Raw genomic sequence first — 16099 nt, forward strand, 5'->3', positions numbered from 1 at the left:
CAAAGTGTCGACGCATTATTCGCTTCGTGGTCAAAGGGTCCCTTATCCTTGAAGGGTGATCGAAGCTCGCCACCTCCGCGTCCTGCGCGCCGTCGCGGCCACCGGCTCCTTCTCCGCCGCCGGCCGCGAGCTGGGCTGCACCCAGCCCGCCGTCAGCCAGCAGATGAAGGCCCTGGAGACCTCCGTGGGCACCCCGCTGCTGATCCGCGCCGGACGGGAGATGCGCCTGACCCAGGCCGGCGAGGCCCTCGTGCGGCACGCGGCCGGCATCCTCTCCGGGCTGACGGCAGCGGAGGAGGAGGTCGCCGCCATCGCCGGACTGCGCGCGGGCCGGGTCCGGCTCGTCTCCTTCCCCAGCGGCAGCTCCACGCTCGTCCCCACCGCCCTCGCCGCCCTGCGCGCGGCCCACCCCGGCACCCGCGTCTCCCTGGAGGAGGCCGAACCCCCGGCGTCCGTGGGCCTGCTGCGCGAGGGCGACTGCGACGTGGCCCTCGCCTTCCGCTACGAGGGCGCCGCGGGTGCCGAGGAGTGGGACGACCTCGTCGTACGGCCCCTGCTGGCGGACCGGCTCGTCGCGCTCGTGCCGGAACGGCACCGGCTCGCGCAGGCGCAGTCCGTCGCCATCGGCGAACTCGCCGAGGAGCCCTGGATCGCCGGCTGCCCGCGCTGCCGCGGCCAGCTGACCGAGGTGTGCGCGGCGGCCGGCTTCACCCCGCGCATCGACTTCGCCACCGACGACTACCCGGCCGTGGTCGGCCTGGTCGGCGCGGGCCTCGGCGTGGCCGTCCTGCCCCAGCTGGCCGTCGAGTCCGTACGGCCCCGGGGCGTGCGGACCGTGCGGCTGGAGCCGGCGGTGCGCCGGGAGATCGTCGCGCTGACCCTGCCCGATCTCGCCCAGGTCCCGGCGGTGGCGGCGACCCTCGACCAGCTGGCCCGGGCCGCCCGCCGCTGACACCTCCCCCCTGCGTCCAAAGACCGACGGCACGCGTGCGCGTGCCGGTTAGAGAAACGTTCCTTCAGTTGTTCGAGGCGGTGTGCCCGCCCGATGCCGACGCCGACACCAGCCGGTTGCGCGCCCGCCCCATGAGTTCCTCGCGCTCGTCCTCGGTCAGGCCGCCCCACACCCCGTACGGCTCACGCACCGCCAGGGCGTGAGCGGCGCACTCCGCGCGTACCGGGCACCTCATGCAGACCTCTTTGGCCGAGTTCTCGCGAGCGCTCCGAGCCGCACCGCGTTCGCCCTCCGGATGGAAGAAGAGCGAGCTGTCCACCCCGCGACAAGCAGCCAGCAGCTGCCAGTCCCACAGGTCCGCGTTCGGTCCGGGAAGGCGGGAGAAATCTGCCATTGCGTGACCCCTTGTAGCCGTCTTGGGCGGATCCGGTGTCTACGACCGTACAACTACGATCTAAGGAGATGAAAATATGACTCATTGCGAATCTAGCTCCAGACACTGGCAAAGCGGAAGAAATGGGTCTGAATGGGGCATAGGTTGTGATGAAAGTTCGCGGGTCTGCTGCGCATGTCTCCACCGTGTCCGCCCCCTCACGTAGAGTGCCGAAGATGGCGACCGCCCCCGTAACTCTTTCGAGTGACCGTCGTTGAGAGTGCGAGGCGGTTGAAGGAACAAGGGCTCGGGCGGGTGTCCGAGACGGTCGACCGCACAGGTGACGATTTCGTACCAGCCTGGAGGCTCAAGGTGACGCGCATCAGCTGCGGAGGGCGGCCATGACTTCCGTTCTCGTCTGCGACGACTCCCCGCTTGCCCGAGAGGCGCTCCGCCGTGCGGTCGCGACCGTGCCCGGCGTAGAGCGCGTGACGACGGCGGCCAACGGCGAGGAAGTCCTCCGCCGCTGGGGGGCCGACCGCTCGGACCTGATTCTGATGGACGTGCGCATGCCCGGACTGGGCGGCGTCGAGACGGTGCGGCGGCTGCTGTCCGCCGATCCCGGAGCGCGGATCATCATGCTCACCGTCGCCGAGGACCTGGACGGTGTGGCCCTCGCGGTCGCCGCCGGGGCCCGCGGCTATCTGCACAAGGACGCTTCCCGCGCCGAGCTGCGCGCGACGGTGACGCAGGCCCTGGCCGACCCGACCTGGCGGCTGGCCCCGCGCCGGCTGCGCTCGGCCGAGATGGGCGCCGCGCCCACGCTCACGGCCCGTGAGATCCAGGTCCTCGAGGGCATGAGCCACGGCCGCTCCAACGCGGAGATCGGACGCGAGCTGTTCCTCTCCGAGGACACGGTCAAGACCCACGCCCGGCGCCTGTTCAAGAAGCTCGGCGCCTCCGACCGGGCGCACGCCGTGGCGCTCGGCTTCCGGTGGGGTCTGGTGCGCTAGGGCCTGTCGTTCGGATCCGGCCGCAGAGAACCGACGGCATCGCGGCAGCGCCGGTGACGGGTTCCCGGCGCCGGCCGGAGAGCGGGGGCACGTGGCGGCCCCCGCGCGGGCCGCACCCGCGCAGGCGGGAGCCGGCCGCCGACGCCGGACGGGACTCCGGACCCCGGCCCGGTCCGGGCCGTGTGCCCGGCAGCCGGCCGCCGCCGACCCACCTCCCCCGGATGATCCGAACGGCAGGCCCCGCCGGTGACCGCACAGGTCGCCGCGGTCGCGCTGCGGGCTGGGAACGCCAGGTCGGCAGGGGTGGGCCGGGCATCGGCCGGGAGCCCGCTGCTTGTTTCGCCGCGGATGCCGCATCCTTGAGGGTGTGGAGTTCCTCGGGGACGAGTCGGTCGAGCGGAAGGGGAGGGCGCAGGGGATGAGTTCCGGCGCACCTGCTCATAACGCTTCGGTGCACAACAACGGGCGCGGTGCCGCGGACCCTTCGGCCGCAGGGCACCATGGACCGATGCGTGACGACGAGGCGGCCCATGCCCAAGGGGCGATCGGCGCGCTCGTCCACCGCGCCGTCGACGGTGACGAGCAGGCCACGCACGACCTGCTCGCCCACGTCCACCCCCTGGCCCTGCGCTACTGCCGCACCCGGCTGTCGCGTCTGCCGGGAGACGCCCGGCACTTCGTCGAGGACCTCGCCCAGGAGGTCTGCGTGGCGGTGCTCCTCGCCCTGCCCCGCTACCGGGACACCGGGCGGCCCTTCGAGGCCTTCGTCTTCGCCATCGCCGCCCACAAGGTCGCCGACCTGCAGCGCGCGGCGATGCGGCACCCCGGTTCGACGGCCGTCCCGTCCGACGAGATGCCCGAGCGCCCGGACGACTCCCTGGGGCCGGAGGAGCGCGCCCTGCTCAGCAGCGACGCCGAGTGGGCCAAGAAACTGCTGGCCAACCTGCCGGAGAACCAGCGCGAGCTGCTGCTGCTGCGCATCGCGGTGGGCCTCACGGCGGAGGAGACCGGTCAGATGTTGGGAATGTCACCCGGCGCCGTGCGGGTGGCGCAGCACCGGGCGCTGAGCCGCCTGCGGGCGCTGGCCGAGCAGTAGTCCCGCCGAACTGCCGCCGGGTTGAACCGGCGGCGCACCGCTTCCGTACGAACATACGAAGCCCGGAGCAGGGCGGAACCGTGGAATGAGACAGCCCCGCTGCCCGTTAGCATGGACATCCGCACCGATCAAGGCCATTTGGGGAAGGTGTCATGACTGCCAACGTCGACGGAGTGCCCGGTAAATTCGCGACACTCGGGCTGACCTACGACGACGTGCTGCTGCTGCCGGGTGCATCGGAAGTGCTCCCCAACGCGGTCGACACCTCGTCCCGCATCTCCCGCAACGTCCGGGTCAACATCCCGCTGCTGTCCGCCGCCATGGACAAGGTCACCGAGTCGCGCATGGCGATCGCGATGGCCCGCCAGGGCGGCGTCGGCGTGCTGCACCGCAACCTGTCCATCGAGGACCAGGTCAACCAGGTCGACCTGGTGAAGCGGTCCGAGTCGGGCATGGTCACCGACCCGATCACGGTGCACCCGGACGCCACGCTCGGCGAGGCCGACGCCCTGTGCGCCAAGTTCCGCATCAGCGGCGTCCCCGTCACCGACGGCAACGGCAGGCTGCTCGGCATCGTCACCAACCGCGACATGGCCTTCGAGTCCGACCGCTCCCGCCAGGTGCGCGAGGTCATGACGCCGATGCCCCTGGTGACCGGCAAGGTCGGCATCTCCGGCCCGGACGCCATGGAGCTGCTGCGCCGGCACAAGATCGAGAAGCTGCCGCTGGTCGACGACGCGGGTGTCCTCAAGGGCCTCATCACGGTCAAGGACTTCGTCAAGGCCGAGCAGTACCCGAACGCGGCCAAGGACGCCGAGGGCCGGCTGATCGTCGGCGCCGCCGTGGGCGCCAGCCCCGAGGCCCTGGAGCGCGCCCAGGCGCTCGCCGCGGCCGGTGTGGACTTCCTGGTCGTCGACACCTCGCACGGCCACAACAGCAACGCCCTCAGCTGGATGTCGAAGATCAAGTCGAGCGTCGGCGTCGACGTGATCGGCGGCAACGTCGCCACGCGCGACGGCGCCCAGGCGCTGATCGACGCCGGTGTCGACGGCATCAAGGTCGGCGTCGGCCCCGGTTCCATCTGCACCACCCGCGTGGTCGCCGGCATCGGCGTCCCGCAGGTCACCGCCATCTACGAGGCGTCCCTCGCCGCGCGTGCGGCCGGTGTGCCGCTGATCGGCGACGGCGGCCTGCAGTACTCGGGCGACATCGGCAAGGCGCTCGCCGCCGGTGCCGACACGGTCATGCTGGGCAGCCTCCTGGCCGGCTGTGAGGAGTCCCCGGGCGAGCTGCAGTTCATCAACGGCAAGCAGTTCAAGTCCTACCGCGGCATGGGCTCGCTCGGCGCGATGCAGTCCCGCGGCCAGGGCAGGTCGTACTCGAAGGACCGCTACTTCCAGGCCGAGGTCGCCTCCGACGACAAGCTCGTGCCCGAGGGCATCGAGGGCCAGGTGCCCTACCGCGGCCCGCTGGCCAACGTGCTGCACCAGCTCGTCGGCGGTCTGCGCCAGACCATGGGCTACGTGGGCGCCGCCACCATCGAGGAGATGGAGTCCAAGGGCCGCTTCGTCCGCATCACGTCGGCGGGTCTCAAGGAGAGCCACCCGCACGACATCCAGATGACCGTCGAGGCGCCGAACTACAGCCGCAGCAAGTAGCGGCCGGGCCTTCCGAGGGCGGCTCCGGGGCATCCGGGGCCGCCCTCGTCGTGCCCGTCGGCGATACTGGAAGACGCTGCAACGCATCAGGGAAAGGCCACAGACGTGACTGAGATCGAGATCGGGCGCGGCAAGCGCGGCCGCCGGGCGTACGCCTTCGACGACATCGCCGTCGTCCCCAGCCGCCGTACGCGGGACCCGAAGGAGGTCTCGATCGCCTGGCAGATCGACGCCTACCGCTTCGAGCTGCCGTTCCTGGCCGCCCCCATGGACTCGGTCGTCTCCCCGGCCACCGCGATCCGCATCGGCGAGCTCGGCGGCCTCGGCGTGCTGAACCTCGAGGGCCTGTGGACGCGCTACGAGGACCCGCAGCCGCTGCTCGACGAGATCACCGGCCTGGACGCGGAGACCGCGACCCGGCGCCTGCAGGAGATCTACGCGGCCCCCATCAAGGAGGAGCTGATCGGGCAGCGCATCAAGGAGGTGCGTGACTCCGGCGTCGTCACCGCCGCCGCGCTCTCCCCGCAGCGCACCGCCCAGTTCTCCAAGGCGGTCGTGGACGCGGGTGTGGACATCTTCGTCATCCGCGGTACGACGGTCTCCGCCGAGCACGTCTCCGGCGCGCACGAGCCGCTGAACCTGAAGCAGTTCATCTACGAGCTCGACGTCCCGGTGATCGTCGGCGGCTGCGCCACCTACACGGCGGCCCTGCACCTGATGCGCACCGGCGCGGCCGGCGTGCTGGTCGGCTTCGGCGGCGGCGCCGCGCACACCACGCGCAACGTGCTCGGCATCCAGGTCCCCATGGCGACGGCGGTCGCCGACGTGGCCGCGGCCCGCCGGGACTACATGGACGAGTCGGGCGGCCGGTACGTGCACGTGATCGCCGACGGCGGTGTCGGCTGGTCCGGCGACCTGCCCAAGGCGATCGCCTGCGGCGCGGACTCGGTCATGATGGGCTCCCCGCTGGCCCGGGCCACCGACGCGCCGGGCAAGGGCCACCACTGGGGCATGGAGGCGGTGAACGAGGAGCTGCCGCGCGGCAAGAAGGTCGCCCTCGGCACGGTCGGCACCCTGGAGGAGATCCTCACGGGCCCGTCCCACACGCCCGACGGCTCGATGAACCTCTTCGGCGCTCTGCGCCGCGCGATGGCCACGACCGGCTACAGCGAGCTGAAGGAGTTCCAGCGCGTCGAGGTCACGGTGGCGGACTCGCAGCACCGGCGGTAACGCACTCGGCTGGAGAAGGGCCTGGTCACTCGGGGAGCGGCCGGGCCCTTCCGCATGCCCGGGCGGCTCGGCCGGGGCGCTGGTTGTCGCAGGGGGGCGCACGGTTGCCTTCGGGCCGTTCGGGGCCGTGCGGGGGGTGGCGCGCCGATAGTGTCCGTGATCGGCGCCCCGGTTCTTCTGGGGGCCCCCTTCCAAGGACATGGTCCGGACCCCGCCCTCGGGGCCCGGCCCGACACCGACGAGCCGTTCACCGGGCCATTGGGCGGCGTCGTGGAAGGGGGCGCCTATGGGTCGCCACCGCAAGCCCACCCGCTGGGACCGACTCCGTCTTCGGACGGTGCAGTGCCGGAGGAGGTGGATCTTGCGGCTCTTCGGATGGTGAGCGGCCGCCCCCACAAGAACTAGGGGCGGACACCCCGTGATCCATCCAGGAGCCTGCCGCAGTGGCCGCTGCGGTGGGCTCCGTCTGTTTTCGTAAGGTACCCGGGCCGGGTGCCGCATGCCAGCAGTCCTGCGGCTGTCGCACCCCACGCGCCCCTCTTCACAACCGGTGCGCCGCCCCCGTGGGGGCCGCGCCCCGCGTGTCGAGGAGCAGCTGCGCCTTCACCGACAGGCCCTGGAGGTCGTAGGTGCGGTGCTGCTGGAGCAGGATGGTCAGGTCCGCGTCCGCTGCCGCCTCGTAGAGCGAGTCCGCGCGCGGGACCGGGTGGTCCTGGACGCTCCAGGCGGGGACATAGGGGTCGTGGTAGCTGACCGCCGCGCCGAGTTCGCGCAGGCGCTGGGCGATCTCCCGGGCCGGGGTGCCCTCGAGGTCGGCGAGGTCGGGTTTGTAGGTGACGCCGAGGAGGAGCACGCGGGCGCCCCGGGCCGACTTGCCGTGCTCGTTGAGGAGCGCGGCGGCGCGCTGGACGACGTAGCCGGGCATGCGGTCGTTGACCTGCCGGGCCAGTTCCACCATGCGCAGGCCGCGGCCGCCGAGGGCGGTCAGGTCCTGCGGGACGGAGTGCCCGCCGACGCCGGGGCCCGGGCGGAAGGCCTGGAAGCCGAACGGCTTGGTCTCCGCGCAGCGGACGACGTCCCACAGGTCGACGCCCAGGTCGTGGCAGAGGACGGCCATCTCGTTGACGAGGGCGATGTTCACGTGCCGGTAGTTGGACTCCAGCAGGTGCACGGTCTCCGCCTCGCGGGTGCCACGCGCGCGTACCACCTTGTCGGTCAGCCGTCCGTAGAAGGCCGCGGCCGACTCGGTGCAGGCCGGGGTGAGGCCGCCGATGACCCGGGGGGTGGTGGCGGGGGTGACGTCCCGGTTGCCGGGGTCGATCCGGCTGGGGGAGTAGGCCAGGTGGAAGTCCCGTCCCGCGCGCAGCCCGGAGCCCTCTTCGAGCAGTGGCCGCAGGAAGTCCTCCGTCGTCCCGGGGTGCACGGGGGACTCCAGGATCACCGTGGTGTGCGGGCGCAGGTGCGCGGCCAGGGTGCGGGCGGCGGCCTCCAGCCGGCCGAGGTCGAACCCGCCGTCCGTTCCGGGCGGGGTCGGCACGCACAGGACCGCGGTGCGCACCCGGCCGAGCTCCGCCGGGTCGGTGATGGGCCGGAAGCCTCCCGAGAGCAGCCGGCGCAGTTCCGCGGGGCTGAGCGAGCCGGCGTCGGGGCCCGTCCGGTAGCCGATGGTGGGGATGCCGGCGGCGACGGCGGCCTGAGCCAGGGGCAGGCCGTACGGGCCGGGTCCGATCACGGCGAGATCTGCGGGCATGGCGGTGGCCGTCCTTCCCGATAGCCGAAGTGGGACAGGGGCGCAAGCCCTGTGGACAGGACGGGCGAGCGCAATGTCAGACTAGGAGTAAATATGACCGTTATGTGGGATTGTCCGGCCGAGTTTCGGTGAGTGTTCCGCGGACGTTGTCCACAGGCTGAGGATCCGTGGTGGCTGAAGTCGGGCAACCCGGTCAGAATTTGGGCATGGGGGAACGGACGGGGTTGTGCCCGACGGGTGCGGCCGGTGCGACCGAAGAACGCGGGAGGCAGCGGTGAGGACAGCGACACTCGGACCGGCGCAGCGCGCCGAGTCCCTCGCATCTATGGCCGAGCGTGAGCTGAACGTGCTGGTCGTCGGCGCAGGCGTGGTCGGTGCGGGCACCGCGCTCGACGCGGTCACCAGAGGCCTGTCCACGGGCCTGGTCGAGGCCCGCGACTGGGCGTCGGGCACCTCCAGCCGGTCCAGCAAGCTGATCCACGGCGGCCTGCGCTACCTGGAAATGCTTGACTTCGCGCTGGTCAGGGAGGCGCTGAAGGAGCGCGGCCTGCTGCTGGAGCGGCTCGCCCCGCACCTGGTGAAGCCCGTCCCGTTCCTGTACCCGCTCCAGCACAAGGGCTGGGAGCGGCTGTACGCCGGGTCGGGCGTCGCGATGTACGACGCCATGTCGATGGCCCGCGGGCACGGGCGCGGCCTGCCGATGCACCGTCACCTGACGCGCTCTCACGCCCTGCGGGTGGCGCCCTGCTTGAAGAAGGACGCGCTGGTCGGGGCATTGCAGTACTACGACGCCCAGATGGACGACGCCCGCTACGTGGCGACCCTGGTGCGCACGGCGGTGGCGTACGGCGCCAAGGCGGCCAACCGCGCCCGGGTGACGGGCTTCCTGCGCGAGGGCGAGCGGGTCGTCGGCGCCCGGGTGCAGGACGTCGAGGGCGGCGGCGAGTACGAGATCCGCGCCAAGCAGGTCGTCAACGCCACCGGCGTGTGGACGGACGACACCCAGGCCATGGTCGGCGAACGGGGGCAGTTCCACGTCCGCGCGTCCAAGGGCATCCACCTGGTCGTGCCGCGCGACCGCATCCACTCAACGACCGGGCTGATCCTGCGCACGGAGAAGTCGGTGCTGTTCGTCATCCCCTGGGGCCGGCACTGGATCGTCGGCACCACGGACACCGAGTGGGACCTCGACAAGGCCCACCCGGCCGCCTCCAGCGCCGACATCGACTACCTGCTGGAGCACGTGAACTCGGTGCTCGCGGTGCCGCTCACCCGGGACGACGTCCAGGGCGTGTACGCGGGGCTGCGGCCGCTGCTCGCGGGCGAGTCGGACGCCACCAGCAAGCTGTCGCGCGAGCACACCGTGGCGCACCCGGTGCCGGGACTGGTCGTCGTGGCGGGCGGCAAGTACACCACCTACCGGGTCATGGCCAAGGACGCGGTGGACGAGGCGGTGCACGGACTCGACCTGCGCGTCGCCGAGTGCGTCACGGAGGAGGTGCCCCTGCTGGGCGCCGAGGGCTACCGCGCCCTGTGGAACGCGCGGGCACGGATCGCCGCCCGGACCGGACTGCACGTGGTGCGCGTGGAGCACCTGCTGAACCGGTACGGGGCGCTGACCGAGGAACTCCTCGACCTCATCGCCGAGGACCCGTCCCTGGGCGAGCCCCTGCCGGCGGCGGACGACTACCTGCGCGCCGAGATCGTCTACGCGGCCTCGCACGAGGGCGCACGGCACCTGGACGACGTGCTGACGCGGCGGACCCGCATCTCGATCGAGACCTTCGACCGGGGGACACGCAGCGCCCGGGCCGCCGCCGAGCTGATGGCCCCGGTCCTCGGCTGGGATAAGGACCAGATCGAGCGCGAGGTGCAGCACTACGAGAAGCGGGTGGAGGCCGAGCGGGAGTCGCAGCGCCAGCCCGACGACCTCACGGCGGACGCGGCCCGGCTCGGAGCACCGGACATCGTGCCGCTGTGACACCCCCGGCGGCCGGCCCCGGGCCCGCCGCGCATCACCCGAACGAGTGTCGGGGAGCGGGATCTTCGTTCGGGAGCGGGTCGTTCTACGAGGTGCGGGGGCAGAACTCGGCCGCGAGCATCGCGGGTTCGAGGCCGGGATCGGTCAACGCGTCGGTGTTCACGCGGAAGGTGAGGACACGCCGGCCGTCGACGGTGGCTGCGGTGCGCACGTAGCTGCCGGATATGCGCCCGTTGTGCCCCCACACCGTGAGACCGCAGGGCAGTCTCTCGGGGAACAGGCCCATGCCGTACGCGCCATGTGCGGCACGGGTGTCGAGCATCTCGCGCAGCAGGCGCGGGGGCAGCAGCCGGCCGCCCAGCAGGGCTGCGTAGAAGCGGTCCAGGTCGGCGAGCGTCGTCACGATCTCACCCGCGGCTCCGGCCACCCGCGGATCGAGTCGGGTGACGTCGGCCCCGTCGGCCGCGTAGGCGTGGCCGTGCGGGGCGGGCAGGCGGGAGCGGGATCCGGGGAAGGAGGTGCCGGTCAGGCGCAGCGGAGTGAGGATGCGGCGTTCGGTCTCGGTGGCGTACGAGCGGCCGGTGACCTGCTCGACGACCAGGCCGAGCAGGACGTAGTTGGTGTTGGAGTACGAGAAGCGGCCGCGTGCGGCCGGAGGGTGGGTGAGCGCGATGCGTACGGCCTGACGGGGCGTGACGGGGACCGTCCCGCGGGTGTCCGCGGCGAAGTCGTACAGACCGCTGGTGTGGGTGAGCAGGGAGCGCAGGGTCAGCGCGCGGCCGTCGTTGCCCGCTCCCCGCACCAGTCCGGGCAGGTGCCGCTCCACGGTGTCGGACAGCGACAGCCGGTGCTCGGCGGCCAGTTGCAGGACGACCGTGGCGACGAACGTCTTGGTGACGCTGCCGGCGCGGAAGTGGTCGGAGCGGTCGATCCCGGTCCCGGCCCGGGCAAAGCGGGTGGTGCCGCCCTCCTGGGCCAGCAGGGCGGCGGCCGGTGCTCCGCCCCGCGCCACGAGCAGCGGCAGGACGGAGTCCGTGGGCGCCGCCGGAAGGGCGGAGGAGTCGGCCGGGAGCAGCGCGAGGAGGGCTGCGGCCACCGGCAGCGCAGGCCAGGTCCGGATCGGCGGCATGCGGACTCCTCACTGGTCGGTGGCCCATCATGCAAGGTGGCGCGCCGGGTGCCGCACCCGGGTTCGCGCCCGGCGGGGACCCGAGCCCGCAGCACTGAGCCCCTGGGGACGGGGCACTTGTCGGGTGAGGGACAATGGAGGCTCTGTCAGGGCGGGTTGTATGAGGGGACGCATGTCGGAGGCGGAGCGGGCGGGCACATCTCGTCAGGACACTCGTCAGGACAACAGGGAGCGTCTCCTCGCGGGGCGCTACCGGCTGGGCAAGGTGCTCGGCCGCGGCGGCATGGGCACCGTGTGGCGCGCCGAGGACGAAACCCTCGGCCGGACGGTCGCCGTCAAGGAACTGCGCTTCCCGACGAGCATCGACGAGGAGGAGAAGCGGCGGCTGATCACCCGGACGCTGCGCGAGGCCAAGGCGATCGCGCGGATCCGGAACACCAGCGCCGTCACGGTCTACGACGTCGTCCAGGAGGACGACCGGCCCTGGATCGTCATGGAACTCGTCGAGGGCAAGTCGCTCGCCGAGGTCATCCGGGAGGACGGCCTCCTCGACCCCAGGCGTGCCGCGGAGGTCGGGCTCGCCGTCCTGGACGTGCTGCGCTCGGCGCACCGCGAGGGCATCCTGCACCGCGACGTGAAGCCGTCGAACGTGCTGATCTCCGAGGACGGCCGGGTCGTGCTCACCGACTTCGGCATCGCCCAGGTCGAGGGCGACCCGTCCATCACCTCGACCGGCATGCTCGTCGGCGCGCCCTCCTACATCTCCCCGGAGCGGGCCCGCGGGCACAAGCCCGGCCCGGCGGCCGACCTGTGGTCGCTCGGCGGGCTGCTGTACGCGGCGGTCGAGGGCGCCCCGCCGTACGACAAGGGGTCGGCCATAGCGACCCTCACGGCCGTGATGACCGAGCCGCTGGAGGAGCCGAAGAACGCCGGCCCGCTCCGGGACGTCATCCACGGGCTGCTCACCAAGGACCCGGCCCAGCGGCTCGACGACGCGGGCGCGCGGGCGATGCTCAACTCCGTCCTGCGCGCACCCGGCAAGGCCGGGGCCGAGCCGTTGGACGCGACGAAGGTCGTGCCGCTGCCCGCGCAGCCCGACCGCTCCTCGCGCAAGGCGAGCGCGGCCGGAGCGGGGAGCAAGCGGGGCGAGGAGGCCGGGGAGCGGCTGCGCGGGGCGCTGCGGTCCGTGCGCAAGGCCGCTGCGGGACCGGCCGCCGCCACCGCCGGGTCCGGGGAGACGGCCGTCTCCTCCTCGGCGTCGGACAGCGGTACCGGAGCGGCCCGTACCGGTGCCACGGGTTCCGGCGCGTCCCCGGCGGCGAAGTCCGGCACGGGGGCCGAGGCCGGGGCCGGTGACAAGGGCGCGAAGGCGGCGTCCGGCGGCCGGAGTTCCGGCTGGCCCGTGATGCCGCCGCCGGACCTGCCGGCACGGCCCACGCCGCCCCGGGCGTCGCTCACCGACGTGGTGCCGCGGCGCACCCTGGTGATCATCGCGGTGGTCGTGGCGCTGGCCGTGGTCGCGGCCGTCGTCGCCATCGTCCTCGGCGGCGACGACAAGGGCTCCGACGGCGCCTCGGGCGACCGCGGAGGCAAGCCCGCCGCCAGCGCGCCGGGCAGCGGCGACACCAAGGGCGACGACAAGGGCGGCACCGGCACGGACGGAGAGCAGACCGGGCCCGCTTCCTCGGCACCCGCCTCCGGCGACTCGTCCGGTGACACCTCCGACGACTCCTCCGGCAAGGGCTCCGGCAAGGGCTCCGGTTCGGGCGGCTCCGCGGACAAGGGCAGCACGGCGGTCTCCGAGCACCAGGGCAACCAGGGGTACTCCATCGGCCTGCCGAAGGGCTGGAAGTACACCACGACGGGTGCCGCCGGAGACCGGTTCACCGGCCCCGACGGGCAGAAGCTGCTCATCGCCTGGACGTCCACGCCCAAGGGCGACCCGGTCGCGGACTGGCGCAACCAGGAGCGCTACATGCGGCGCGCCCAGTACGACAAGATCCGCATAGAGGAGGTGGACTACCGCGGCTGGAAGACGGCCGACTGGGAGTTCACCTACGCGGAGGGCGGTACGAAGTACCGGACGATCGACCGGGGTTTCGTCGTCGACGACCGGCAGGGGTACGCGCTGATGTACACGGCGAAGGCGGCCGACTGGGACGGCAAGCTGCGCAAGGACACCTGGCGGACGCTGACCACGAGCTTCGAACCCAAGTCCTGAGCATGGGCCGCCCGCGGTTCGGGGAGGCGCGGTTCGGGGAGGCAGATCTGGCATCCCCACGCTGCGGGTTGCCCGTGGCACGTATCGTGAATGTTTGCGGACCGTGCGCAGCCGGAACGGACCGTGAGGCGAACGGATGTGACCGACCGGGCTGCCGGGGGAGGCAACGTGGACGACTACGCGGGCCGGGTGCTCGCCGACCGCTACCGCCTGCCACTGCCGCCCTCCGAAGAGTACGAACTCACCGAGACCCGGGCCTTCGACACCTACAGCGGGCAGGAAGTCCTGGTCCGGCAGGTGCCGTTGCCGGAGGTCGTCGAGGCGGAGGTCCTCGACGCGGAAGGGCTGCCCGACGGCTTCACCGCGCGTGACGGCGGGGTGCGGCGGTCCGGGGCACGGGCGGGCACCCGCGGCGGCCGGCGGCCCGCGGACCCGGTGGTGCGGCGCGCGGTCGAGGCGGCGCAGGCGGCGGCGGCCATCCCCGACCACCCCCGGCTCGACCAGGTCTTCGACGTGTTCGCCGAGGGCGGTTCCCTGTGGGTCGTCAGCGAGCTGGTGGAGGCGCGCCCGCTGGCCGCGCTGCTCGCCGAGAAGCCGCTGACGCCGTACCGCGCGGCCGAGGTGGCCTCCGACGTCCTCACGGCGCTGCGCGTGCTGCACGCGCACGGCTGGGTGCACCGGAACATCACCGCACGCACGGTCCTGGTCTGCGAGGACGGCCGGGTCATGCTGACCGGGCTGGCCGTGGGGGCGGCGGAGGAGGCGCTGTGCGGCTACGACCCGGTGCCGGAACCGGCCCTCGGGGAGCCCGGGCAGCGCAGCGGCGGCACGGAAGGGTTCGACGGCGGCCCGGGAACCGGCGGTTCGGGACGCGGCGGTTCGGGCCCGGCCGGGCCCGGCGGCGCGGGCGACCCCGAGGCCGCCCGGCGGGCGGCCATCGAGGCCCGCGAGTCCCGCGGACTGCCCCCGGCCGGGAGCGAGGGACCGGGCGGCGGCGGCCCGGCCGTGCCCGCGCGCCGGGCGGAGCAGGACAGCGCCGACCCGAGGGCGGCACGCGCCGGGGCGATCGCGGCCTACCGGGCAGGTGCCCGGGCCGCGGCACGCGTCCAGGAGGCCCAGCAGGGCGAGCGGGCGGCGCTCCCCGGAGCCCGGCCGGCCACCGACGACGAGACCTACGGCGGCGGACCGGCGCACGCGCCGTACATCCCCGGGCAGGGCACCGCCCCCGGGGCGCCGCCGCCCGGACGGATCGCCGACCCCTACGGCGTGGGCGGCAACCCCCGGGCCGGCACCGCCTGGCACGGCGCGACACCCCGCGACGCGGCCGCGCCGCACGGACGCGAGCAGGCCGCGCTGCCGCCCGCTGCCGGTGGCGCCGCCCCGGGCGGGCCGACCCGCTGGGACGACCTGGTCGCCGACACCCCGGCCCCCCGGCGCGGTCCCGCCACGGCACTGGCCGCCGAGCGGGCGCGGCAGGCCCGGATGGCGGTGGTCGGGCCGGTGACGGAACGCTGGGCGCCGGAGCAGGCCGGGCCCGTGCACGAGAACTGGCAGCTGGCACCGCCGATCGGCCCGGCGACCGACCTGTGGGCGCTCGGCGCGCTGCTGTTCCGGGCCGTGCAGGGCCACGCGCCCTACCCGGAGGAATCGACCGCCGAGCTGGTGCAGCTGGTGTGCGCGGAACCGCCCGCGTACGCCGAGGAGTGCGGGCCGCTGCGGCCCGTGGTGGAGTCGCTGCTGCGTCAGGACCCCACCGACCGGCTGGATTTCGAGGAGCTGCGGGGCTGGTTGCGCTCCCTGGTGCGTTCGGCGCCCGAGCCGGAGGCCGGGGTGCACGTCGTCCCGGCGCCGCCCGTCGACGCCGGCCGGCTGCCCGTCGTACGCCGCCGGGGCGAGCTGGTGCGCAGACGGCGGGCCGGACTGCCCGCGCACCACGGGCGGCACAAGCGGGCCCGCACGCAGACCCGCTCGCCGCACCGCCTCGGCCGCACCCTGCTCCTGCTGGTCCTGCTCGCGATGGCCGCGGCGATCGCCTACGCCATGCTCTTCATGCCCAAGTCGGACACCGGCCAGGGACAGGGCACGGACCGTACCGGGGCCGCCGGTGAGGCCGGCCGGGCTCCGGAGCCGGACGCGAGCAGCGAGCCCCGGCCCGACCAGACCTCGCCCGGGGAGAGCCCGTCGACGTCGACCGGCTCCAGCGAGACGCAGACCACCGGCCCCGGCGCCGGTGACGGCTTCACCCTGCGCAAGGACTCGGCCGGTTTCCAGGTCGCCGTCGCCAAGGGCTGGGACCGCACACCGCGCAACGGCGACGGCCAGGTCCTGTACACCAAGGGCGACTTCCGGCTGCTCGTCGTGCCGGGCCGGGACAGCGCCGCGGAGTACGGCAGCGATCCGATGGCCTACCAGCGCGAGCGCGAGCGCGAGTTGCAGCCCTACCGCGACTCCAGCTGGGCCACCTCCACCGGCCTGAAGCGGATCGACGTGGGCGGACGGACCATGGCCGAGGGGCAGTTCACCTGGACCGGCGGCGACGGCGAGGAGCTGTACGTGCGCAACCTCGCCATGCTGGTCGACGGGCGGTACCACGTGGTCCAGGTGCGCGGGCCCGAGTCGGAGCGGGACGAGGTGACCCGCTTGTACGAGCGGGCGGCGGCGACGTACCGGGCGACGAAGTGACCCGCCGGCGGACC

Annotated in this window: 11 protein-coding genes; 8 read left to right on the plus strand and 3 right to left on the minus strand. The window is 73.3% G+C overall.

Annotated elements, in window-relative coordinates; genetic code table 11:
* The first annotated feature begins 55 nt into the window (after nucleotides 1-55).
* On the plus strand, nucleotides 56-952 hold the full coding sequence (locus ACZ6ZN_RS14180; protein WP_398107007.1) for a LysR family transcriptional regulator: 897 nt from the start codon (nucleotides 56-58) through the stop codon (nucleotides 950-952).
* A gap of 64 nt (nucleotides 953-1016) precedes the next feature.
* On the opposite strand, the gene ACZ6ZN_RS14185 is transcribed toward ACZ6ZN_RS14180, so the two are convergent.
* Nucleotides 1017-1346, minus strand: coding sequence for a WhiB family transcriptional regulator (locus tag ACZ6ZN_RS14185; protein WP_004927066.1), 330 nt, complete (start codon nucleotides 1344-1346; stop codon nucleotides 1017-1019).
* 380 nt (nucleotides 1347-1726) lie between these two features.
* Between ACZ6ZN_RS14185 and ACZ6ZN_RS14190 the strand changes: the two genes are divergently transcribed.
* From ACZ6ZN_RS14190 to ACZ6ZN_RS14205, 4 genes are all read left to right on the plus strand, one after another.
* Complete coding sequence (locus ACZ6ZN_RS14190) at nucleotides 1727-2338, plus strand: response regulator transcription factor (RefSeq protein WP_003948568.1); 612 nt, start codon at nucleotides 1727-1729, stop codon at nucleotides 2336-2338.
* A 508-nt stretch (nucleotides 2339-2846) separates the two neighbouring features.
* Nucleotides 2847-3434, plus strand: a complete 588-nt coding sequence (locus ACZ6ZN_RS14195) for a sigma-70 family RNA polymerase sigma factor (protein WP_033311556.1) — start codon at nucleotides 2847-2849, stop codon at nucleotides 3432-3434.
* 152 nt (nucleotides 3435-3586) lie between these two features.
* On the plus strand, nucleotides 3587-5092 hold the full coding sequence (gene guaB / locus ACZ6ZN_RS14200) for an IMP dehydrogenase (protein ID WP_398107006.1): 1506 nt from the start codon (nucleotides 3587-3589) through the stop codon (nucleotides 5090-5092).
* A gap of 105 nt (nucleotides 5093-5197) precedes the next feature.
* The gene (locus ACZ6ZN_RS14205) at nucleotides 5198-6322 is read left to right on the plus strand and encodes a GuaB3 family IMP dehydrogenase-related protein (protein WP_398107005.1); all 1125 of its coding nucleotides are present in this window, start codon (nucleotides 5198-5200) and stop codon (nucleotides 6320-6322) included.
* Between the two features lie 541 nt (nucleotides 6323-6863).
* Here ACZ6ZN_RS14205 and ACZ6ZN_RS14210 read toward each other — a convergent pair.
* The gene (locus ACZ6ZN_RS14210) at nucleotides 6864-8072 is read right to left on the minus strand and encodes a nucleotide sugar dehydrogenase (protein ID WP_398107004.1); all 1209 of its coding nucleotides are present in this window, start codon (nucleotides 8070-8072) and stop codon (nucleotides 6864-6866) included.
* 274 nt (nucleotides 8073-8346) lie between these two features.
* Here ACZ6ZN_RS14210 and ACZ6ZN_RS14215 point away from each other — a divergent pair, with 274 nt between their 5' ends.
* Entirely contained in the window at nucleotides 8347-10053 is a 1707-nt protein-coding gene (locus ACZ6ZN_RS14215) for a glycerol-3-phosphate dehydrogenase/oxidase (RefSeq protein ID WP_469646070.1), read from the plus strand.
* A gap of 85 nt (nucleotides 10054-10138) precedes the next feature.
* Here the strand turns inward: ACZ6ZN_RS14215 and ACZ6ZN_RS14220 are convergent, their stop codons facing one another.
* On the minus strand, nucleotides 10139-11182 hold the full coding sequence (locus ACZ6ZN_RS14220; RefSeq protein WP_469646072.1) for a serine hydrolase domain-containing protein: 1044 nt from the start codon (nucleotides 11180-11182) through the stop codon (nucleotides 10139-10141).
* Nucleotides 11183-11354: 172 nt separating this feature from the next.
* On the opposite strand from ACZ6ZN_RS14220, the gene ACZ6ZN_RS14225 reads away from it, so the two are divergent.
* Both ACZ6ZN_RS14225 and ACZ6ZN_RS14230 read left to right on the plus strand, forming a co-directional pair.
* Nucleotides 11355-13403 carry a serine/threonine-protein kinase gene (locus ACZ6ZN_RS14225; protein WP_469646073.1) on the plus strand — a complete coding sequence of 683 codons (2049 nt, stop codon included), beginning with the start codon at nucleotides 11355-11357 and terminating at the stop codon, nucleotides 13401-13403.
* A gap of 168 nt (nucleotides 13404-13571) precedes the next feature.
* Nucleotides 13572-16085: a protein kinase gene (locus ACZ6ZN_RS14230; RefSeq protein WP_469646076.1), complete on the plus strand. Its 2514-nt coding sequence runs from the start codon at nucleotides 13572-13574 to the stop codon at nucleotides 16083-16085.
* Nucleotides 16086-16099 lie beyond the last annotated feature (14 nt).

It is taken from the genome of Streptomyces sp. NPDC053665, from assembly GCF_055585285.1.